23 protein-coding genes are annotated in these 21,044 nt (G+C 55.3%); 16 read left to right on the top strand and 7 right to left on the bottom strand.

The window, feature by feature from the left end; all coding sequences use genetic code 11:
• The first annotated feature begins 199 nt into the window (after positions 1-199).
• The 7 genes from ACN0VM_RS09875 to ACN0VM_RS09845 all read left to right on the top strand — a co-directional run bounded on the left by ACN0VM_RS09875 (position 200) and on the right by ACN0VM_RS09845 (position 8,178).
• Positions 200-1,879 carry an acyl-CoA dehydrogenase family protein gene (locus ACN0VM_RS09875; RefSeq protein ID WP_417450712.1) on the top strand — a complete coding sequence of 560 codons (1,680 nt, stop codon included), beginning with the start codon at positions 200-202 and terminating at the stop codon, positions 1,877-1,879.
• A gap of 18 nt (positions 1,880-1,897) precedes the next feature.
• Positions 1,898-2,377, top strand: coding sequence for a GNAT family N-acetyltransferase (locus ACN0VM_RS09870; protein ID WP_417450711.1), 480 nt, complete (start codon positions 1,898-1,900; stop codon positions 2,375-2,377).
• A gap of 21 nt (positions 2,378-2,398) precedes the next feature.
• Positions 2,399-3,142, top strand: coding sequence for a 16S rRNA (uracil(1498)-N(3))-methyltransferase (locus tag ACN0VM_RS09865; protein ID WP_417450710.1), 744 nt, complete (start codon positions 2,399-2,401; stop codon positions 3,140-3,142).
• Positions 3,143-3,350: 208 nt separating this feature from the next.
• On the top strand, positions 3,351-3,890 hold the full coding sequence (locus ACN0VM_RS09860; RefSeq protein ID WP_417450709.1) for a hypothetical protein: 540 nt from the start codon (positions 3,351-3,353) through the stop codon (positions 3,888-3,890).
• 121 nt (positions 3,891-4,011) lie between these two features.
• Entirely contained in the window at positions 4,012-5,391 is a 1,380-nt protein-coding gene (locus tag ACN0VM_RS09855) for a glutamate--cysteine ligase (protein WP_417450708.1), read from the top strand.
• Positions 5,392-5,506: 115 nt separating this feature from the next.
• Positions 5,507-5,974 (top strand): (2Fe-2S)-binding protein, encoded by a 468-nt coding sequence (locus ACN0VM_RS09850; RefSeq protein ID WP_417450707.1) that lies wholly within the window; start codon positions 5,507-5,509, stop codon positions 5,972-5,974.
• Positions 5,975-5,985: 11 nt separating this feature from the next.
• Positions 5,986-8,178 carry a molybdopterin cofactor-binding domain-containing protein gene (locus tag ACN0VM_RS09845; RefSeq protein ID WP_417450706.1) on the top strand — a complete coding sequence of 731 codons (2,193 nt, stop codon included), beginning with the start codon at positions 5,986-5,988 and terminating at the stop codon, positions 8,176-8,178.
• Here the strand turns inward: ACN0VM_RS09845 and ACN0VM_RS09840 are convergent.
• The 3 genes from ACN0VM_RS09840 to ACN0VM_RS09830 are packed head-to-tail and all read right to left on the bottom strand — an operon-like array spanning position 8,173 to position 9,671.
• On the bottom strand, positions 8,173-8,700 hold the full coding sequence (locus ACN0VM_RS09840) for a hypothetical protein (RefSeq protein ID WP_417450705.1): 528 nt from the start codon (positions 8,698-8,700) through the stop codon (positions 8,173-8,175). The genes ACN0VM_RS09845 and ACN0VM_RS09840 overlap by 6 nt on opposite strands.
• A complete protein-coding gene (locus ACN0VM_RS09835; protein WP_417450704.1) occupies positions 8,701-9,243 on the bottom strand; it encodes a pyridoxamine 5'-phosphate oxidase family protein in 543 nt (180 codons plus the stop codon).
• Positions 9,243-9,671, bottom strand: a complete 429-nt coding sequence (locus ACN0VM_RS09830; RefSeq protein ID WP_417450703.1) for an MAPEG family protein — start codon at positions 9,669-9,671, stop codon at positions 9,243-9,245. Before ACN0VM_RS09830 ends, ACN0VM_RS09835 begins: the two co-directional genes overlap by 1 nt.
• 140 nt (positions 9,672-9,811) lie before the next feature.
• On the opposite strand from ACN0VM_RS09830, the gene ACN0VM_RS09825 reads away from it, so the two are divergent.
• The 3 genes from ACN0VM_RS09825 to ACN0VM_RS09815 all read left to right on the top strand — a co-directional run bounded on the left by ACN0VM_RS09825 (position 9,812) and on the right by ACN0VM_RS09815 (position 11,619).
• A complete protein-coding gene (locus ACN0VM_RS09825; protein ID WP_417450702.1) occupies positions 9,812-10,108 on the top strand; it encodes a hypothetical protein in 297 nt (98 codons plus the stop codon).
• An 86-nt stretch (positions 10,109-10,194) separates the two neighbouring features.
• Positions 10,195-10,689 (top strand): GNAT family N-acetyltransferase, encoded by a 495-nt coding sequence (locus ACN0VM_RS09820; protein ID WP_417450701.1) that lies wholly within the window; start codon positions 10,195-10,197, stop codon positions 10,687-10,689.
• A gap of 138 nt (positions 10,690-10,827) precedes the next feature.
• A complete protein-coding gene (locus ACN0VM_RS09815) occupies positions 10,828-11,619 on the top strand; it encodes a hypothetical protein (protein WP_417450700.1) in 792 nt (263 codons plus the stop codon).
• Here ACN0VM_RS09815 and ACN0VM_RS09810 read toward each other — a convergent pair.
• The 3 genes from ACN0VM_RS09810 to uvrB form a co-directional block, all read right to left on the bottom strand.
• On the bottom strand, positions 11,616-11,930 hold the full coding sequence (locus ACN0VM_RS09810) for a cupin (protein ID WP_417450699.1): 315 nt from the start codon (positions 11,928-11,930) through the stop codon (positions 11,616-11,618). The two genes, ACN0VM_RS09815 and ACN0VM_RS09810, sit on opposite strands and share 4 nt — an antisense overlap.
• Positions 11,931-12,011: 81 nt before the next feature.
• Positions 12,012-12,395: an MmcQ/YjbR family DNA-binding protein gene (locus tag ACN0VM_RS09805; RefSeq protein WP_417450698.1), complete on the bottom strand. Its 384-nt coding sequence runs from the start codon at positions 12,393-12,395 to the stop codon at positions 12,012-12,014.
• Between the two features lie 8 nt (positions 12,396-12,403).
• Positions 12,404-14,548: an excinuclease ABC subunit UvrB gene (gene uvrB, locus ACN0VM_RS09800; protein ID WP_417450697.1), complete on the bottom strand. Its 2,145-nt coding sequence runs from the start codon at positions 14,546-14,548 to the stop codon at positions 12,404-12,406.
• Between the two features lie 304 nt (positions 14,549-14,852).
• Here uvrB and ACN0VM_RS09795 point away from each other — a divergent pair, with 304 nt between their 5' ends.
• The 6 genes from ACN0VM_RS09795 to ACN0VM_RS09770 all read left to right on the top strand — a co-directional run bounded on the left by ACN0VM_RS09795 (position 14,853) and on the right by ACN0VM_RS09770 (position 19,681).
• Complete coding sequence (locus ACN0VM_RS09795) at positions 14,853-15,572, top strand: TorF family putative porin (protein ID WP_417450696.1); 720 nt, start codon at positions 14,853-14,855, stop codon at positions 15,570-15,572.
• A 468-nt stretch (positions 15,573-16,040) separates the two neighbouring features.
• Positions 16,041-17,243: a pyridoxal phosphate-dependent aminotransferase gene (locus ACN0VM_RS09790; RefSeq protein ID WP_417450695.1), complete on the top strand. Its 1,203-nt coding sequence runs from the start codon at positions 16,041-16,043 to the stop codon at positions 17,241-17,243.
• Positions 17,244-17,273: 30 nt separating this feature from the next.
• The gene (locus ACN0VM_RS09785) at positions 17,274-18,110 is read left to right on the top strand and encodes an EamA family transporter (RefSeq protein WP_417450694.1); all 837 of its coding nucleotides are present in this window, start codon (positions 17,274-17,276) and stop codon (positions 18,108-18,110) included.
• Between the two features lie 72 nt (positions 18,111-18,182).
• Positions 18,183-18,476 carry an autorepressor SdpR family transcription factor gene (locus ACN0VM_RS09780; RefSeq protein WP_417450693.1) on the top strand — a complete coding sequence of 98 codons (294 nt, stop codon included), beginning with the start codon at positions 18,183-18,185 and terminating at the stop codon, positions 18,474-18,476.
• On the top strand, positions 18,460-19,119 hold the full coding sequence (locus tag ACN0VM_RS09775; protein ID WP_417450692.1) for an SdpI family protein: 660 nt from the start codon (positions 18,460-18,462) through the stop codon (positions 19,117-19,119). Before ACN0VM_RS09780 ends, ACN0VM_RS09775 begins: the two co-directional genes overlap by 17 nt.
• 100 nt (positions 19,120-19,219) lie before the next feature.
• Positions 19,220-19,681, top strand: a complete 462-nt coding sequence (locus ACN0VM_RS09770) for a Dps family protein (RefSeq protein WP_417450691.1) — start codon at positions 19,220-19,222, stop codon at positions 19,679-19,681.
• An 11-nt stretch (positions 19,682-19,692) separates the two neighbouring features.
• On the opposite strand, the gene ACN0VM_RS09765 is transcribed toward ACN0VM_RS09770, so the two are convergent.
• Positions 19,693-20,967 (bottom strand): NAD(P)/FAD-dependent oxidoreductase, encoded by a 1,275-nt coding sequence (locus tag ACN0VM_RS09765; protein WP_417450690.1) that lies wholly within the window; start codon positions 20,965-20,967, stop codon positions 19,693-19,695.
• Between the last annotated feature and the right edge of the window lie 77 nt (positions 20,968-21,044).

The following is a 21,044-nucleotide window of genomic DNA, read 5'->3' as shown; positions in this document are numbered from 1 at the left end:
CCCTGGAAGCCAGCCTCAGCCTGGGCGCCGAGGTCGCCCGCGCGCTGGAGGCCAATGAAGACGATATCCACACTGTCATAAAGGCCCTGCGATCCGACGACTACCGCGCACTTGTGCCGGAAAAGTCAGAGCACTAATACTGGCAATTCAAGCCATGCGCCCTAGCTCAAGGGCTATATAATTTTCTCCGGGGGACGACATGAGTACCGCCTTTGAAACCCATCAGGTGTTTAACCAGCCGCCCGTCTATGACGGTATAGACCTATATACAAGCGACCTGCCGCTTGTAGCGGCCCTTCGTGCGGAAGGCGCTGACTGGGCAACGTCAGAGCTATCGGCATTCGGGAAAGCCCTGGGGACCGAGCAACAGTTCCATCAGGGCCATCTCGCGAACAAATTCTTGCCGGAACTGAACACATTCGACCAACAGGGCTTCCGCCGTGACGTGGTGGAGTTTCACCCCAGCTACCACCAGTTTATGGCGCTTTCGAAAGAAGCTGGCATCCACTGCGGCGCGTTTGATCGCCTCGCCACTGATGACCGCCGCAAGCATGACGGTGTTGGCCCCGTGCGGGCCGCCAAACATTATATGATGAGCCAGGTGGAAGCTGGCCACATCTGCCCCATCACCATGACCCACGCCGCCATCCCCGCGCTGATGAACCAGCCGAATCTGTTTGAAAGCCTCAAGGATAAACTACTATCGCGAACCTATGATCCACGCTTTATTCCCATCGCGGGGAAAACCGGCATCACCATCGGCATGGGCATGACCGAAAAACAGGGCGGCACCGACGTACGCGCCAACACCACCACGGCCAAACCGCAAAGCACAGGCGGCGCAGGCGAGCGCTACCTGATCACCGGGCACAAATGGTTCATGTCTGCGCCTATGTGTGACGCCTTCCTCTTGCTGGCGCAAACAGATGAGCGTTTGTCGGTATTTTTTGTGCCACGCTTCCGTGAGGATGGCAGCGTAAACGGGCTGAAATTCCAGCGGCTCAAGAATAAACTGGGCAACAAGTCGAACGCGTCGTCCGAGGTGGAATTCCATGAGGCCGAAGGCATCATGATTGGAGATGAAGGGCGAGGCATCGCGAATATTATGACCATGGCCAACTATACAAGGCTTGACTGCGCGCTAGGCAGCGCCGGGCTCATGCGGCAAGCTTTGAGCCGGGCGGTACACCATGCCCGCCACCGTACCGTGTTCCAGCGTAAGCTGATCGACCAGCCGATGATGACGGCGCTTCTGGCGGACATGAGCCTCGAGGTGACCGCTGCCACGCACCTGTCGCTGCGTCTTGCAGGCTCCTACGAACACGCGGACAAAAACGAGGCAGACAGTGCTTACGCCCGCCTGATGACCCCGGTCACAAAATACTGGGTTACCAAACGCGGGCCTACACTTGCCTATGAGGCAATGGAGATCCACGGCGGTAACGGCTATGTGGAAGATGGCGTATTGGCACGCATCTACCGCGAGCTACCTGTAAACAGTATCTGGGAAGGCTCAGGCAGCGTGATGTGCCTTGACCTGATGCGCGTTGCTGCGCGGGAGCGCGATGCGTTTGAGGCTGGCATCCGCTGGCTCGGCGGCGGTATGGGCCATGCACCCACCTTCGACACTGCCTACAAGGAGCTGGCAGGTCTTCTGTCTGGCGGCAGCTTCCCCGAAGCGCGAGGCCGCTGGCTGACAGAACGCATCGCCACCCTAGCCGCCGCACGCTTGCTGATGGAACGTGCACCTGAGCCTGTCGCGCGCGCGTACATCGCCACCCGGCTTGACGGCAACGGCCGCCACGGTGCCTATGGCTGCCTGCCCGACTTTGTTGACAGCCGCGAGATTATTGAGGAAACCGTGAACCTCGGGAACTGAGAACAGCAAGGGCATTGCATGACGGGACATATACAGCACATGACAGATATGGACCTGTCCGGCATTCTTGCGCTCAACAACGCGCATCAGAAGGAAACGTCTTTCCTTGAAATGGCAGACCTGAACTGGTTGGTCACCAATGCTTATTATGCGCGCGGTGTAGCACCGGCCAATGCTTTTCTCATCGGCTTTGACCAGGACGGCGACTATAAAAGCCCCAACTTCCTTTGGTTCAGGGAACGATATAAGCGGTTTGCCTATATTGACCGCGTTATCACGGCTAACGAAGCACGCGGTCAGGGCCTGGCCCGCGCGCTTTATGAAAATTTGTTCACCACCGCCAAGGCAGATGGTTACAGCATCGTCGGATGCGAGGTAAATCAGGACCCGCCCAACCCCGGGTCTGACGCCTTCCATGCCAAGCTGGGGTTTGAGCATGTCGGCACTGCAACACTTGCGAACGGCAAGACCGTGCGTTACCTGACAAAACTACTCTAGTCTTTACTGAAGGACCCGGTCATGGCCAAAAAAATCCAACACCGCCTGTTTATTGAGGACAGCCTGCCCGGCGGCGGCATCATTACCCTTGGCAATGAGCAAAGCCATTATCTGGCCAACGTGATGCGCGCCAATGTGGGCACTGCTGTCGCTCTTTTTAACGGGCAAGACGGGGAATGGGCCGCCGAGATCATTGACGTCAAAAAACGGGAAGTCACCCTCAAGATTGCTGAGAGGACCCGAGAGCAAACCGGCGAACCTAACCTTTGGCTGGCCTTTGCACCCATTAAAAAGGCGCGACTGGATTTTATGGCGCAAAAAGCGACCGAGCTGGGCGTCAATCATATGATCCCGGTCTATACCCGCCGCACCATAGTTGACCGGGTTAAGACCGACCGCTTGCGCGCCAACGCTACTGAGGCCGCCGAGCAGTGCGAGCGGCTCAATGTACCGACATCCGACGAGCCGATCAAACTGGAGAAACTGCTGGCAACCTGGCCGGATGACCGCATGATCATGTTCTGTGATGAGGATTTGTCAGGTGACAGCGCGTATACAGCACTCTCCAGGGCCGACAACAAGGAAAGCCCGAAACCATGGGCGATCATCATCGGACCCGAAGGCGGTTTTGACGATGACGAACGCCGGATGATCCGGGCGCATAAAAACACTGTAGTGGTGTCGCTTGGTCCCCGCGTTCTGCGCGCTGACACCGCCGCCATGGCCGCCATCAGCCTGTGGCAAGCCGCCATCGGTGACTGGTGAAGCAAAATTCCATGAAACAGCGAATTAACGCCACAGACAGTTCGCAATATAATTTCAGATAAGATTTTTGTACTATTTTTACTCATGTTATTGGAATCAAAATTCCAAAAACCCAACATTGAAAAGAAACTTCGCAAACAATTATCAGCAGTAAATTGGTATAGTGTTGCTCAAGTCGAACCAAACTTGGGGCAAGGAACCTACACCAATGGCAATGGATGGAACGCAGTTCTTCAACGGACCACAAAGCCTGTCACGCCTGATATGCGAGACAGACGTGATGACACGCAGCGTGGAAGCAGGCCTTTGTCGCACAGCTACCGAAAGCCTAATGCGGCTGGCCCTGCCCTATATCGACATTGAAACGCTGGTCGATGTCCCCGCCAATGAGCGTGGCTATGCGCGCAAGTTGTTGTACACCCACCCACAAGGACTGTTCAGCGTTCTGGGCTTGCGGTGGATGCCCGGCGCCTGCACACCCGTGCACGGCCACAATGCGTGGGGATGTGTCGGTGTAGTGGACGGCGAGATCGGGTGCGAGACTTTCAAGACTGATAGCTCGGGAGTGCATGTGGAGAGCACCGGGATTATCCGCGCTGGCAAGGGGGCGGTTGCGTCTGTGGACCCGAATCCAAGCGGCATCCATAGATTATTTAACCCGACAGAAAGAATTTCTCACACACTGCACATCTACGGCATGGATCTGGCTGAAAACCCTTGTGCCATCAACGTTCCGTACACCCACTAAGCCCGGCAACGCACACGGGAAATGTCTCACCATCGCGTGAAGGCGCTTTACTTATCTTGATTGCCCCTTATGTACGCCTTACTTGTTGTTCAGAAGGTTAAGGTTCAGGGACCCATCATATATGTCCAGCCCCAGCGCAGTATCGGACGTGTCGCTTGTTGAGAGCAAGGCACAACTCGTCGAATATCTAGAGTCAGGCAATAAGCCGGATCGCAGCACTTGGCGCATCGGGTCTGAGCATGAGAAATTCATCTTCCACCGCAATGGCTACGGCCCGCTATCCTACGAAGGCTGCTCAGGCAAAGCTGGTATTCGTGACGTTATTCAAGGTTTTGTCGATATTGGCTGGACCCCGGTAGAGGAAGACGGCCACCTGATTGCAGCAACCCGCAACGGCGCCTCAATCACACTAGAGCCCGGCGGACAGTTTGAGCTATCCGGCGCCATGCTGGAAAATATCCACCAGACCTGCGACGAAACATCCACACACCTGCGCGAAGCCCGCGACATCGGCGAAAAGCTGGATATTGGCTTTCTCGGCCTCGGTTTTCACCCCACCCTCAAACGGGAAGATGTGCCTGTCATGCCGAAGGCGCGCTATGACATCATGCGGTCCTATATGCCGAAACGCGGCAGCATGGGCCTTGATATGATGCTGCGCACCTGCACTGTGCAGGTCAATCTCGACTTCGCCAGCGAAGCCGACATGATCGAGAAATTTCGCGTTTCACTGGCTTTGCAGCCGCTCGCCACAGCGCTTTTTGCCAACTCCCCCCTGCGCGAAGGTCGTCCGAACGGCTTCAAGAGCCTTAGGAGCCATGTGTGGACCGATACAGACCCCGACCGCTGCGGCACCCTACCTTTTGTATTTGACAGCAGCATGGGTTTTGAGCGCTGGGTTGATCACGTCCTTGACGTACCCATGTATTTTGTTCGTCGCGACGGGCGTTACATCGACGCTTCCGGCCAAAGCTTCCGCGACTTCATGCATGGCCGTTTGCCTGCCCTGCCCGGCGAATTGCCAACGATGGAGGACTGGAAGGACCATATGACCACCCTGTTCCCTGAAGTGCGGCTAAAAACCTTCCTTGAGATGCGCGGCGCAGACGGCGGCCCGTGGTCACGCCTGTGCGCTCTACCGGCCCTTTGGGTAGGTCTTCTTTATGACGCCGAGGCGCAGGACGCGGCACGTGAGTTGACCAAAGGCTGGTCCCCTGAAGACGTTGCTCAAATGCGTGACGATGTGCCAAAGATGGGCCTGATGACCGAAATTCAGGGTCGCGACTTCTCCAGTCTTGCCAAAGAGGTGCTTGAAATTGCCGACAAGGGCCTGAAGAACCGCGCACGCTTATCTTCCAGCGGAGAGACCGAGCAAGGCTTCCTCAACTCCCTTTGGGAAAGCGCGGAAAGCGGCATGACGCCAGCGGATCAGATATTGCACAAACTGAATGGTGTATGGGGCGGGGATGCCACCCGCGTTTTCGACGCCCTAAGCTATTGATATAAAAAATGCGATAAGCTGACAACACACTGCGACGGGGTGCAGCGACAAGCGTTATATTATCACCTACACTTCCCTCCTATCAGCAGTGAACCTTATAGGCGGGGAGGAACCTGTGGCATCCATTTCATTTACCATTAACGGCCGCACGCATAGCTTTGAAGGCGATGCGGACATGCCCCTGTTGTGGCACCTGCGTGACGAAGCCGGCCTGAAGGGCACCAAATTTGGCTGCGGCATCGGCCAGTGCGGCGCGTGCACTGTGCACATAGACGGCATGGCAGTACGCAGTTGCTCGCTTCCCATGTCAGCCCTTGACGGGGTAAATGTCACTACTATCGAGGGCCTTTCAAATGACGGCGAAATGCATCCGGTCCAGGAAGCATGGCTTGAAGAGGATGTGCCGCAATGCGGTTATTGTCAGGCCGGGCAAATCATGGCTACAGTCGCCTTCCTCAAAGATTTCCCAGACCCAAGCGACGACGATATCAATAAGAGCGTAACCAATCTTTGCCGCTGCGGCACCTACTTCCGCATCCGCAAAGCCATCAAACGCGCAGCAGCCAAAATGCAAAATGCTTGAGGAGAAGTAGCATGACCACACATGTGTCCCGCAGGCGTTTCCTGCAAACTGCAGCTGGCGTTGTGGCCTTTTCACTGACCGTTTCCACCTCCCCGCGCCTACTCGCGGCTGACACACCGGTAACCGCAGCTATGCCCGCCATATTACGCTTTACGGCAGATGGCCGAGCGGTGCTGTGTGTTCCCATCCCCGACATGGGTCAAGGCATGGCCACAACCGCCGCACAGATGATCGCAGACGAACTTGATATGGCCCTTGAGCATGTCTCCATCGAATTGATGCCCTTTGCTGGCATTATTGACGAGGACGGGAAAGCCGACTGGGGCCACCTGCCACAAGGGGCCGGCGGCAGCCAGTCAACGATGAAGGCTTGGGTGCCGTTAAGGCAGACGGCAGCTTATGCCCGCACTCTTCTTGTTGAAGCCGCCGCCCGAGAAATGGGGGCGTCGCAATCAGACCTGACCACCAAAGGTGCCCGCGTTATCAACCGAAAGACCGGCACACAAATTACCTATGCAAGGCTGGCAGGAAAGGTCCGCGCTGACGCGGCGCCGGATTATGAAAGCATCCCGCTGAAAGCCAAGGCTGAACACAAGGTCATCGGCACCGACCAATACAACGTTGCGGGGTCTGAGATTGTCACTGGCAAGGCGATCTTTGGGATCGATCAGGAGGTGCCTGGCATGGTGCATGCTGCCATCCGGCGCTGCCCACACGTGCGCGGCGGTCTGGTTCGCCACAATGGAACGCAGGTTTCCGCAATGCCTGGTGTACTTGGCATAGTGGAAATGCCGCGCCTGCCCCAAGATCCCAGCGAGCGCCGCCTGACGGCTGCAGGCATCGCTGTTATCGCAAACAGTTACTGGGCTGCACGCAAAGCTGCCGATGCGCTTGAGATCGACTGGGACGGCAGTTACGGCAAGATGACGGACAGTGCCCATTTCATGAACATTGGCATGGAGGCGCTGGATAAAGCAGAGATGACAGAGACCGTGCGGGAAGGCGACGTGCGCACGGCCTTGAGGAATGCCGCTGACACGGTTGAGGCCACCTATAGCCACCCCAACTGGGCCCACACCTGCATGGAACCTCATAATTGCATTGCAAATGTGAAGAGCGACAGCGCCGAGATATGGGTTGGGCACCAGTTCATGGATGTGGCCGTCAACGCGGCTGCTGAAGCCACAGGTTTGGCCGCAACCAAAATCAAGGGACACTTCTTCCGCATGGGCACCGCCTTTGGGCGCAAGTATGAGAAGGATTTTGTGCAAGAAGCCTGCTACCTGTCGCAAAAGTTGGGAAAGCCAGTAAAGGTGACCTGGTCCCGCGAAGACGAAATGGAGCAGGATTTTTATAATCATATGGCCTTCTACCGGTTGCGCGGCGGTTTGGATGTCCACGGCAAGCTCCATGCCCTGCATATACGCGTTGCCGCCGACGGCAGCCTTTCCAGCGCAAGCCGGGAAATTCCTTGCGGGCTTGTGGATAATTATCTCGGAGAATGGACACGGCTACCTTCTGCCGTCTCGATAGGGGCATGGCGTGGGCCAGGCAGCAACGTGCGCGCCTGGGTTACGCTCAGCTTTCTCGATGAAATGGCCCGTGCCGCAGGTCAGGACCCGTTGGATTTCATGCTGGACCTCTTCCGCTCAAAACAAACGCTTGAGATGAAAAACTGGCCCAACCTGACGCTTGATCTTGCCCGCCATGTGTCAGCGCTGGAAAAAGTAGCCGAAGCTTCCGGCTACCGCACGCAGCTTCCTGAAGGACATGGGCGCGGCGTGGCAGTCTTTCAGACTCACCACAGTCTGTGCGCCCATGTGGTGGAAGTCGCGATGAAAGGTGATAATGATTTCCAGGTCATCAAGGTCACCAGCGCGATTGACTGTGGACTACCCGTCAACCCGCTGGGTATCAAAGCACAGGTGGAAAGCGGCATCATTGACGGCCTGTGCGCCGCCAAATACGGCAACATGGTTTTTGAAAGTGGGGTGCCGGTAACAAATAACTTCGACGCTTACCGCAAGCTGCGCATGGACGAAGCGCCAATGGATATCGACGTACATATCCTTGATTTTGGAGACGATACCCCCCGCGGTACCGGTGAAACTTCCTTACCCCCGTTTATTCCCGCGCTTACCAATGCGATTTATAATGCCTGCGGCAAACGCATTCGGCGGCTGCCTATAGCCGAGAGCCTATGACCACTGGAGCCAGTTGATCACCCAGATAATAAGAAGCGTGGCAATCGCCAATGTGCCACCCCACATCACGGCAATAGAGAGGCTGGTAAAACGCGGCCGTTTTTCAGTGTAATAATTGCCGCATTCGAGACAGTGATAAAAGGCATCTTCCGGCCTTGCTGTTTGGCGCAGGAACGGCATCAATGATGGCAGGCGCCCGGCATAGGGGTGAACCCGTGATGAGCCGCAGCGGTGGCAGGCGAGCTCCTCGCCGTCCGGGTCCTGCCGCACAGGAAAGGCCGAAGCGGGCAATGCCGTTACATTCGACAGGATGTTTTCCGCTTCTTCGCGGTCCCCGGCACGTACCATCAGGTTGGCAAACATGCCCTCGTTCATCCCCGCGACATTTTCCCCGCTTAAAAACGCATGAATACCGCGTGCATCAAGAAGCGACCGCATTAAGCGACCATCCGGTGCATTGAGATGGCTACGAATTACAACCAGCCTGTTTTCATCTTCCAAAACCTGAACCATTGTTGGCATTCAGTCCATCAAACCGGAGTCAAAACCGTCAATGGATTTGACATTATTTTTCTGCTGGTAGGCGTTGATACCATCATCGCCTTTGCCCGCCGCCCACTTTTTTAATGTCTGACGCTCGGCCTTCAACTCCATCTCCGGCACACCATAGCCGCAACTGGTTTGCACTGTCTCAACATCAATCAGGATAACCTGCCGCGCGCCCGGAAGTTCGGGGAACCTGGATACAAGCTCGCTGAACTCGGCATGGTGGGGGCGCACAACACGCCCCCTACCGTATAACCGCAGGATAAGCGCGTTTCGTGTGAAGCTGTTGAACATGACGGTGATGCGACCATCATTTTTGATATGGGCAGATGTCTCATTGCCACTTCCCGTCACATCCAGATAACCGCAAAGATTTGGCCCCAGAACGCGGAAACTGTCCATGCCTTTGGGGCTCAGGTTAATGCGCCCTTCAGCACAGGCGGTTGCGGTGAAAAACATCGGCTGCTCATCAATAAACGCCGCGTGTTTTTCGGTGATGTGGTCGGTAAAGTCAGCCATTAGCCCATCCAAAATCTCATGATTAACAACAACAGCATGGCGATGAGCGCGAAGACCCCCACCAGGAATGCAATAAAACGGTGTATGACCGTGTTATATGTGCAGTGTATCAGGCTATGCACAACCCTTGAGCCAACAAAAATCCAAGCCAACGTCACCATCATGGTGCCCCCAAGGCCAGTAATAAGCGCACAGAAACTCAGCACATAAAAAAGTACCGGTATCTCAAAAAGGTTCTGAAAATTCTGGGATGAATATTTTGCTGCGGCAGGCAACTCATCGAATGTCTTGGGGTCTTGCAACTGCTCCGGCGTCGTACCCCGTGCAGAGAGCGCGGGCAAACGGCGACATTCCATGTAAAAAAGTACAATCAGCGTCAGCGCCACCTGGGCCAGAATTGGCCCCATCATCGTCAAATTCACGTTCATACTTCCCTCCCCGGAGTGATAAAATCTGTGTGGATTTAGGCACAGGTTGCGCGAAAATACCACCTTAAAGCCACGTTTCACAATTTTGTGGCATTCATCGCTTACAAGCGACATCGTAACCTTCTGTAAGCGAGTTTGACATGAAGAAAAAACGGCTGAAGCTCCTGCTACGCTGGATAGCGTTGCCCATGAGTGTGCTCCTTCTGGCATTGGGCGCAGTAACCCTGCCGCTGCCGCTGCCTACCGGGATCATCCTGATTGGCCTTGGCCTCGCTGTCGCCGCCCTTAACCCACGCTTGCTTAAGTTTATCAAGCGCGCCCGAAGCCGGCATCCGCGCACCAACGCGCGCATCAGGGCAATTACACCGCGCCTGCCAGCGTTCCTTCGCCGCATCCTGACCCGAACAGATAACCACCAGGATGCAAGCCTGCCCTAGTAGCAAGCTGCTTGCTCATATGAGCATTGAATGGCATCGTTCCAGCTGGAAGATCACTACGAAGATCGCTACACAGGGCCATATACATGTTCAGCATCAGGAATTACAGGCCAACAGACTGGCCGGTTGTCGACGCGATATATCTGGAAGGTATTCGCACCGGGGTTGCTACGTTTGAAACGCAGCCAAAATCGGAAAAAAGTTGGTCGCAGACAAGCGTGCAGCGCAGCCAGCTTGTCGCTGCATCAAGAGACGACACGGTCTTGGGCTGGGCTGTATTGTGGCCAGTATCTGACCGGTGCGCCTATGCCGGTGTCGCCGAAGTCAGCGTTTATGTTGCAGCAACAGCACGGGGCAAAGGGGTCGGCAAAAGCCTTCTTGCTGCCTTAGTCACCCGGTCAGAGGAGTTGGGCATCTGGACCCTGCAGGCCGGGATTTTTGAAGAAAATGTCGCCTCCATACGGCTACATGAAACATGTGGCTTCCGTATTATCGGCGTGCGCGAACGGCTCGGCGCACTGCGCGGGATATGGAAAAACATCGTGTTAATGGAACGACGCAGTACCGTCGTTGGCACCTGATCTTTCAGCGAGCCACCTAGTGTCTTGAAGTCATAGTTTGTTCATGATATGTTCTTTTTTCCTTAGTTGCCTTTTGGGGGAAGACACATGCGCGCGACTATTCTAATGTTTCTAATTGCCTTGTTTTTAAGCGGCTGTATGGCTGAGAAGCCTGCACCTTGCTACAACAGCTATTGCGGCATGCAGCTGGACGCACTTGAGGCCATGGATCGTTCAGGCTTGAGCGCGGGCGATCGGCAGCAGTATGAGCAGGCGCTGAAATACCGCAAAAGCCTGGCAAAACACCAAAAGCAAAAAGATAAAAATATAGCTTTTTACTACAAGAAGGTCGACTTTGATTTCACCGGCCCCGACGGCAACTTCCGGGCCTTCAGCAGCAGCCCTTATGAAGTAACAGACCCCTTTTTCGCTAGCGGGGAAAACGCGTCTGAAACATATTTTTTTACCACGAGTGGCGACGCACAAGGTGCGCAACACAGTCTTTCTGCCACGGTAGATTATGATATAGACGCGACCAAGGGCCTCGGTGTTGTGGACAGTGCAACGCTTTGGAAAGGGTATGAGGCCGCGCGCTTCAAAGACGGCACAGCGGCTACCGTTCGGCAGGACAGCCGGTCAATCGACTATTGCCACAACAACAAGCGTTTCCATCAATACAGCACTGAATTCTATATTGTTTACCAGTGCACATTTTATGAGAGGCCTCGCATCACCATCCCGCATGAACGCATTGTACATGCGCTTGAGCATGAGCTTCCTATCGATATTTACCTGACAAGCCCGAAGGGGCCAACACAGCACTATATCCTGCCGCCATCGTTTCTTGCGGCCCATATACGCCATATTCATGACCAGACCGGGCTTTTCGCTGATAATGTCACCGCACTTCCAGCCTTGCAGCACGTCGGAAGCCTGATGGAAACGCATTAGACACTACCACGTTTCTCAATCACCAGCACGCGGGCGGCGCCTTTTGGATGGGCGACATGGGCGTCGCCTGCACCCGCATGAAAGATATCCCCCGGCGCCATAGCCTGCACTTGTTCTGCGCCGTCCACGTTCCGGTAGTGCATGTCAACCATGCCCGTCAGCACAACGAAAACCTCGTCACCATCATTGACATGCCACCTGTAGGGTGCGGCGGTCCAGTGCAGTCGCACGCTCGCGCCTTCTACGGACGCGATATCAAGTGCGTCCCAGGCATGTCCGCCAGTATATGATTTCGGTGTGATAAATTTCATAAGCCCTGCTCCCTGTCTGCCACAGGTTTCTAGCACAAGGCAGGCAACCCCGGCTGCCAAAGCATCAGCTCTGCCTGCCAATCAGGCGGCAAGCCCCAGATCGCGCTGCAGCTTTTTGGTCAGCTTCGCGGCAATAATGGCATGCGCATCAGCGATATAACTTTTGAGATCAACATGCGTGAGCGCACCGGCGCGTTGAAGCTGCACCCACTTTGCGCGGGCGAGATAAGGCGCTGGCTCGATGCCCTCAAGTTCACACAAAATCTGATAGCTCAGATCGCTGCATTTGAAGGAGATGCGCGACGCCGAATCTTGGGTGCCCGAGCGTTTATCATCCGGCCCCCAGTTGGAACAGATAGCAAATATCTTGCCGCCCACTTTCCACACCGACGCCCCACCCCACTGCACCACATGCGTGGTGGCTTTTAGAGTAGCGCAATAAGCGTCAAATTCATCGCGCGTCATAGCAATCCTCAATACATCTTCTTATGGGATTTGGATTTTTTGGTGCGGGTACCGGGGCGGCCGCCGGTGGCGCGGCCTTTGGGCTTGAGGCGCTTGTCCTCGATGCCCAACTCACCCGCCTCAAGCTTGCGAATTTCATCACGTACGCGAGCGGCTTCCTCAAACTCGAGGTTCTCGGCGGCTTCGCGCATCTTGCCTTGCAGCATCTCAAGGTGTTTCTTGAGGTTCGAGCCGACAAGGTGGGCCGCATCCTCACCGATATCGACGGTGACATAATCGCCCGCCGCCACATGGGCCATGAGGTCACCCACATTTTTCTTCACCGTGGTCGGGGTAATGCCGTGTTTCTCATTATAGGCAACCTGCTTTGCGCGCCGGCGGCTGGTCTCGCCAATCGCCCTCTCCATAGAGCCGGTGATACGGTCAGCATACAGGATCACCCGGCCTTCCGAGTTGCGCGCGGCGCGGCCAATGGTCTGAATGAGCGAACGCTCCGAGCGCAGGAAACCTTCTTTATCCGCATCCAGAATGGCAACAAGGCCGCACTCGGGGATATCAAGTCCCTCCCGCAGCAGGTTGATGCCCACCAGAACGTCAAAAGCCCCCAGTCGCAGGTCGCGGATGATCTCGATCCGCTCCAGCGTGTCGATGTCCGAATGCATGTAGCGTACCTTCACGCCGTTTTCGTGCAGATATTCGGTCAGGTCCTCCGCCATGCGTTTGGTCAGCGTTGTCACAAGCACCCGCATACCTTTTTCCGCCATCCGGCGCGCTTCGTGCATCAGGTCATCCACCTGCGTGTCCACGGGGCGAATTTCAATTTCAGGGTCGATAAGGCCGGTGGGCCGGATAACCTGTTCGGTAAACACGCCGCCTGTACGCTCCATCTCCCAATCGCCGGGCGTGGCGGAAACATACAGGGTTTGCGGACGCATCGCGTCCCATTCCTCAAATTTCAGGGGCCGGTTATCCATGCACGACGGCAAGCGGAAACCATGGTCCGCGAGCACGGATTTGCGCTTGGCATCCCCCCGGCTCATGCCACCGATCTGGCTTACGCTGACGTGGCTTTCGTCAACAAACAAAAGTGCGTTTTCAGGAATATATTCAAAAAGTGTCGGCGGCGGGTCACCGGGGTTGCGGCCAGTGAGATACCGGCTGTAGTTCTCAATTCCTGCACACGCGCCAGTGGCCTCCATCATTTCAAGATCAAACCGCGTGCGCTGTTCCAGCCGCTGGCTTTCCAGAACGCGCCCGCGGTCCTCATACCACTTCAGCCTTTGCTGCAGCTCAAGCTTGATGGACTTCACTGCCTGGTCCAGGGTCGGACGCGGTGTTACATAGTGGCTGTTGGCGTAAACCTTGACAAGATCAAGTGTCGCGGACTTTTCACCGGTCAGCGGATCGAACTCGACGATCTCCTCAATCTCGTCGCCAAACATCATCAGCCGCCAGGCGCGGTCCTCATAGTGGCTGGGGAAAATATCGATTACATCACCCCGCACCCGGAAAGTACCGCGCTGGAACGCAGCATCATTGCGGGTATATTGCATGGCGACAAGACGACGCAAAAGCTCGCGCTGATCAAGTTCCATACCCGCCTTGAGCGTAAAGGTCATCGCTGTATAGGTTTCCACGCTACCGATACCATAAATGCAGGAAACCGAGGCCACGATGATCACATCATCCCGCTCCAGCACCGCGCGGGTGGCAGAGTGGCGCATGCGGTCAATCTGTTCGTTAATCGTGGCTTCCTTCTCCACGAAGGTATCGGTGCGCGGCACGTAGGCCTCTGGCTGGTAATAGTCATAATATGAGACGAAATATTCGACCGCATTATTGGGGAAGAAGCTTTTGAACTCGCCATACAACTGAGCTGCCAGCGTTTTATTGGGCGCCAAAATCAGCGCCGGGCGCTGCGTGGCCTCAATCACCTTGGCCATGGTGAAGGTCTTTCCCGAGCCTGTGACGCCGAGAAGCACCTGATCCTGCTCATGGGCCTGCACACCTGCCACCAGTTCCTTGATCGCCGTCGGCTGGTCACCAGAAGGAGTGAAATCAGACACCAGTTCAAACGCAATACCCCCTTCCGACTTTTCCGGCCGGGCTGGCCTGTGCGGCACAAAGGGGACATCTGCGTCATTTGGAATCATGGCTGCACTCCTCGGCGATATTTCCGACCTACATTACATATAGAAGGTCGTACACATCAGAACCTGCCTCGTTCACGGTTTGTTTTCAAGCCCTGTTTCAATTCCAATTCAATATTGCACAAAAATTGAGTGCCTATTTTTTAACCCATGGTTATTTTTTAATCATTATCAACTAGATCAGATTCAACAAAAAATAATATTAATTAATAAAATCAAATACTTATGCTTATTTTCAAATCTGGCACACGGCTTGCTAGTTAGGGATCAACAACACAACAATAATTTTTCATCTGGAGGAAGACCCATGCCCGTTACTCTGTTCTCTAGTTCTAAGTTCAAGTCCGCCTGCGCCGCGTGCGCTTTGACACTTGGCGTTGTTGCACCAGCCATGTCCACCAGCGCTTCGGCGCAGGAAAGCACGAGCCCGTTCACGCTCTCCGCGAACGCGGCGATCGTCAGTGATTACCGTTTCCGCGGCCTTTCACTATCCGATCATGATGCAGCCATTCAGGGCGGCTTTGACGTGAGCCATGAGAGCGGCTTTTATGTCGGCACATGGGGCTCCTCAATCGAGAGTTATGCAGGCTCGGAACTCGAGCTTGACATCTATGGCGGCTACGCGACCGAGATCGGAGGGCTTGCCTTCGATGTCGGCCTCCTAGCCTACACCTACCCTGGCTCGAGCGATACCTACTATCTGGAAGTATACAGCTCGATCGGCGGCACAGCCGGCATCGTAGACTGGACCCTGGGCGCGGCCTATGTCTGGGACCAGGACAATGTTGGCGGTACCGACAATATCTATGTTTATGCCGATGCAAGCGTCCCTCTGGGGGACACCCCCTTCTCCCTTGCTGGCCACTTGGCCTATGAGGACGGCGCATTTGGTGATGGTAAATGGGATTGGAACGCAGGAGTTGCCTATGCCTTTGAACAATTCTCTCTCTCAGTAAGCTACGTGGACACCAATGTTTCCGGCATCGGCAAGGGGGCGGTAGTCGGCATGCTGTCCGCCAGCTTCTAACGAGAGAGAATCCGCGGCTCGCCTGACAGGATACCTTCCCATCCTAAGGGCATCATGAGCCGCCTTCCCCAGCACATAACAAATGCTGACCTTCATTTGTTATGTGCGGCGCCCGCCATACTCGCGGGCAAAAAGGGGGCAGACAAGCAACCTTCCCTGCTTCCTGCCCTGACGAGAGATGACACAGGCCTGATGCTGACCTTCATCACCCTGTGTCAGCCATGAAAGTGGCATTTGAGCGCGCACAAGCTACCTTCCCAGCTTAGCGCTCATCCCTCCCCTGGCATACCGGCCAGGCTATTGACGCAAGCCTGGCCGGTATGCCACTTCCTCTTCTGCGGTTTCGAAAATTTTTCTTGCCCACCCGGGCGCAAAAATTTGCACAGATTGCGCAACAAAGCGTTGAAGCGACAGCGCCCGGTGCTATTCTGCCGCCAATTCACACCCTTAGCCGTTCAGGACAGACCAATGTCATTTCTTTCAAGCGCACTTGATCGCATCAAGCCGTCACCCACCATTGCCGTTTCCACCAAAGCCCAAGAGCTCAAAGCGGCCGGCAAGGATGTCATTGGCCTTGGTGCCGGCGAACCTGATTTCGATACGCCGGACCACATCAAGGAAGCCGCGATCAAGGCGATCTGGGACGGCCAGACCAAATATACCGCAGTAGACGGCACACCGGCATGCAAGGCAGCGGTGGCAGAAAAATTCAAGCGCGAGAATGGCCTGTCGTTCGAGGCAAACCAGATTAGCGTCAACTCGGGCGGCAAACACACCATTTATAACGCCATGGTCGCAACGCTTAACCCTGGCGATGAAGTGGTGATTCCCACGCCCTATTGGGTCAGTTACCCTGACATCACCCTGCTCGCCGGCGGCGTACCCGTTTTTGTACCGACATCAATCACAACCAACTTCAAGATGACACCCGAAGCGCTCGACGCGGCGATCACGCCAAAAACCAAGTGGCTGATCTTCAACTCGCCCTCCAACCCATCCGGCGCCGCCTATAGCGAGGCCGAGATCAAAGCACTGGGCGAAGTGCTCAAACGTCATGAGCATGTCTGGGTGTTTGCGGACGATATTTATGAGCACATCACATATGAGGGTTTCTCCTTCAAGACCATTGCACAGGTTGTGCCCGAGATTGCACACCGCACACTGACCATGAATGGCGTCGCAAAAGCCTACGCCATGACCGGCTGGCGCATCGGATACGCAGGCGGCGACGCCAAGCTCATTAAGGCCATGGCCAAGGTACAAAGCCAGAGCACATCCAACCCTTGCTCCATAAGTCAGGCCGCGACAGTGGCCGCGTTACTGGGCCCGCAGGATTTTCTCAATGAGCGCACCACGGTGTTCCAGACCCGGCGTGACCTTGTGGTAGGCATGCTGAACGAGGCTGAAGGCATCACCTGCCCCGTGCCAGAAGGGGCGTTTTATGTTTACCCCTCCATCACTGGCTGCGTGGGCAAAAAAACACCGGGCGGCAAGCTGATCAGCACGGACGAGGATTTTGTAACATACATCCTTGAGGATTATGGTATCGCAGCCGTACACGGAGAAGCCTTTGGCCTGAGCCCGCATTTCCGCGTCTCCTACGCAACCTCAACCGAGGCTCTGACCAAGGCCTGCACACGCATTCAGGAAGCCTGCGCAAAGCTGAAATAAACCCAACAGACAGGAAGGCGGCAAAGTGCAATGGACCCAAACACCCTTGCCACCATTTTAATCCTGACCTCCGCCGCACTCCACGCCAGCTGGAATGCGGCGGTCAAACGATCGGATAACAAGCTTGCCATCATGGTGTTCATTTCCGTGTTTGGCGGTTTGCTGTTTATACCCTTTGCCCCGTTGGTGCCGCTGCCTGACGCTGAGCTCTGGTTTTTCATCGCCGCTTCCGTCGTTATCCACCTGATCTACCAACTGGCGCTCGCCCATGCGCTGGAGATTGGTGAACTGACCTTTATTTACCCCATAGCTCGCGGCCTTGGACCTCTTCTTGTCGCCATATTCAGTGTCATATTCCTGACCGGTGACCTGAGCACAGTCGAGTTCATATGCATCCTTGTGCTTGTGTTTGGAATTTTCATGACAATGAGCGGGCGCACGAGGGACAACAAAGGCCTTGGCGCCGCGTTGCTGACCGGTAGCATGATCGCCACTTATACGCTGGTGGACGGCTTTGCAGTTAAATACGCAGATAACCCGTTCACCTATATTATCTGGGGGGCAATTGCTTTTGTTCCGGTTTTTTTCATCTATATCTACGTGATGCAGGGGCGAGCCTTTTTAATAACAAGCCTGCGAACATGGCGATACGGCATCCCGGCGTCGGTGTTCGCACTTGGCGGCTATGGCCTTGCGCTCTATGCTCTCAGCCTCGGCACCATCGGTGAAGTCGCGGCGCTGCGCGAGACTAGCATTATCTTCGCCACGCTGATCGGCGTATTCTGGCTTAAAGAAAAAGTGCGCCACAGGCAGATCCTTGCCGTCGCCCTGATCGCCTTTGGCGCCGTTTGCCTGAAAATCACCTAAGCCGTCCTATTGACTTGCACTGCTTTCGTTATTATTTTGTTATTTAGCGAAATAACAAAGGAAGGATCCCAGATGGCAGATGTATTTCACGCTTTGTCGTCACCCGTCAGGCGACAGATCCTTAAAATGCTCAAGGCCCGGGACATGACAGCGGGTGAAATTTCCGATCGGCTTGCGGTCACCAAACCTACGCTCTCTGGACATTTTAATGTTCTAAAGGCCGCCGATCTTGTCGTCACATCACGGGACGGCACCACCATTACCTATAGCCTTAATACAAGTGTGGTTGAGGACGTATTGACCCTGATGGTCAGCCTCCTTGGCAACTCTGACGAGAAGGATATTTCTGATGCGGATAAAATTTAAAAGCGCCTGGATCATTACGGCTGCAACATTTACGGCTTGCCTGCTGGGGTACCTGAACATCGACGCAGGCACTCAGGTTCCAGTGCACTGGAACGTTCATGATCAGGTTGACCGCACAGCAACGCCGCTGGCGGCCCTGTTACCTATTCCTCTCGTCCAACTGGCTATACTCACTATCTTTGCCCTGCTTAACTACATAGAGCCACGCAAAGAAAACCTGAAAAAATCGGCCAAGGCCATCAGTGTCACAGCCACGGCAACGGTCGCTTTCCTTGCCCTTGTTGAACTGGTCATTATCTTTGAAGCACTGGGCTACAGCTTTATGAAGGGCCACTATATTCTGGTTGCCGTGGGCCTGCTTCTCGCTGTGCTTGGTAACTATATGTCAAAAATTCGCTCAGGTTTTTTTGTCGGAATCCGCACACCATGGACTCTTTCAAACGACAAGGTCTGGCAAAAGACCCATCGACTCGGCGGCCGCTTGTTTGTCGCCACAGGTATCCTGATGGCCCTGTTTGCGCTCACGCTTCCGAGCGTCATGGCACTGAAACTGACCTTGGCCACTGTACTGGTCACCGCACTTGTCCCCATCGCCTATTCCTGGTGGGCCTGGCGTACTGAGAAAACCACGGAAAACCAGTAGATAAATCGATTATATCGATAAGATAAGAAGGTTTAATCCATTGGCATCATAAGGTCGCACTTAGTATATTAAGGTCAACACGCCAAAGGAGGACAATATCATGGCTACTGAATTTAACACTGATGCCAAAAACAAAATCGCCGAAGCGCTGAAGCCCATTCTGGCTGAAAGCGTGCAACTGTATGTTCTCACGCTCAATGTGCACTGGAACGTAACCGGTCCCATGTTCCAAGGGGTGCACCTCCTGACAGAGGAACAATATCTGGAACTGGCCCCTGCGATCGACGAGATTGCGGAACGCATTCGCACCCTTGGCCAGAAAGCGCCAGCCAGTCTTGGAGCATTCGCCAAACTTGGCAGCATTCAGGATGGGGATGAAAACGCTGATGCGCAGGCTATGCTCAAATCCCTGATTGCCGCGCAAACGCAAATCACCGGCCGTATTCGCCCCGCCATCGCAACCGCAGCTGACGCTGGCGACGAAGTGACAGCAGGCCTGCTAACAGATCGCCTTACAGTGCATGAGAAAGCACAGTGGATGCTGCGCGCCATGCTCGGCTAGCGATAACCCTGCTACAGGCGGTCCTTGAGCCAATAATATACAATCGCACTCGAGACCGCCTGTCGTCCAAGACATCGCCCAATCGGCAGCCGCCGTTTGGGCATACCTGCAAAAAGCTCAAACCGGCCCATGTGCCCGGAGATTGCCTCACCAAGAATCTCGCCCATAAGATTACCCATGTTCACACCGTGGCCCGTATAGCCAAAACCGTACCAGATGTTCTCCCCCACACGCCCGGCCAGCGGCACCTCGCCCAGCGACACGCCAAGTTTGCCGCCCCACTCGTGCGTTATCTTCACGCCTTCCAGCTCTGGCCAGATGCGCAACAAGCGCGGAAGCAGTTTGTCCTTGATAGATTTGGGCCTACCGCCTGAATAATTTACACGCCCACCAAACAGCACCCGACCATCCGCAGACATGCGAAAATAGTCACATACCTTTTTCGTATCGCAGATCGCATAACGATGCGGGTTCAGTCGGTTGAGTAATTCTTCCTCTAGCGGCTCTGACGCGATCAGAAAGCTGCCAGCTGGAAAGGCAAGACCACCCAGCCTCCAAGGATATAGGTTGTGGTGCGCATTTGCCGCCAACACCACATGTTTGGCGCTGACCTGCCCCTTGTCGGTGAAGACACGCGCTGTATCACCTTCTTCGAGACGGGTGACCGGGCTGTGTTCGTAAAATTGCACGCCAAGGCCCTTACACGCTTTATACAGGCCAAGGCAAAGCTTGAGCGGGTGCAGATGCCCATCGGACATGCTGAGCAGACCACCTTGATAGGCATCACTTCCGATCATATCGGCGAGCTCACGCCCACCAACCATATGCCAACCGCGGTCAGGGAAGCTTGTCTCCATCTCATTATACTCATGGTATAATGCGGCCAACTGACGCGGCGTGGGCGCCACCTCAAGCCAGCCGGGTGTCAACTCACAGTCAATGCAATAGTCATCCAACCGGCGGCGGATCAAGTCGTGCCCGGCCCACGTCAACGCCTGCACATCCTTTGCACGCGACGCTCCCCAGTGTTTGGCCAGTCGCTCTTGCCCGACAAACCCGCGGATCAGTTGCCCCCCGTTGCGTCCCGATGCGCCCCAGCCCACACGCGCCGCCTCAAGCACCGTGACGGTACGCCCGGCCTCCGCCAGCTTGAGCGCCGCCGAGAGGCCGGTGAACCCTGCGCCGATCACACAGACATCACTGTCTGCCTGACCTTCGAGTGACAGCTCGGCCTCGCGTAGTGGCACCGTCGCTGCATACCAACTGTCCGGATACTGTTTGCGCATATAATTCCCCTGTTCAAACAGATTATACCGCGCCGCGGCACATGCCGAAAGCCATTCCTTCTTGCTTGCCCACCCTT

This window comes from Kordiimonas sp. (genome assembly GCF_048260245.1).
Lineage (GTDB): Bacteria > Pseudomonadota > Alphaproteobacteria > Sphingomonadales > Kordiimonadaceae > Kordiimonas.
Note: the sequence above shows the minus strand (reverse complement) of the source record. Positions and strands in the feature narration are given on the sequence as shown.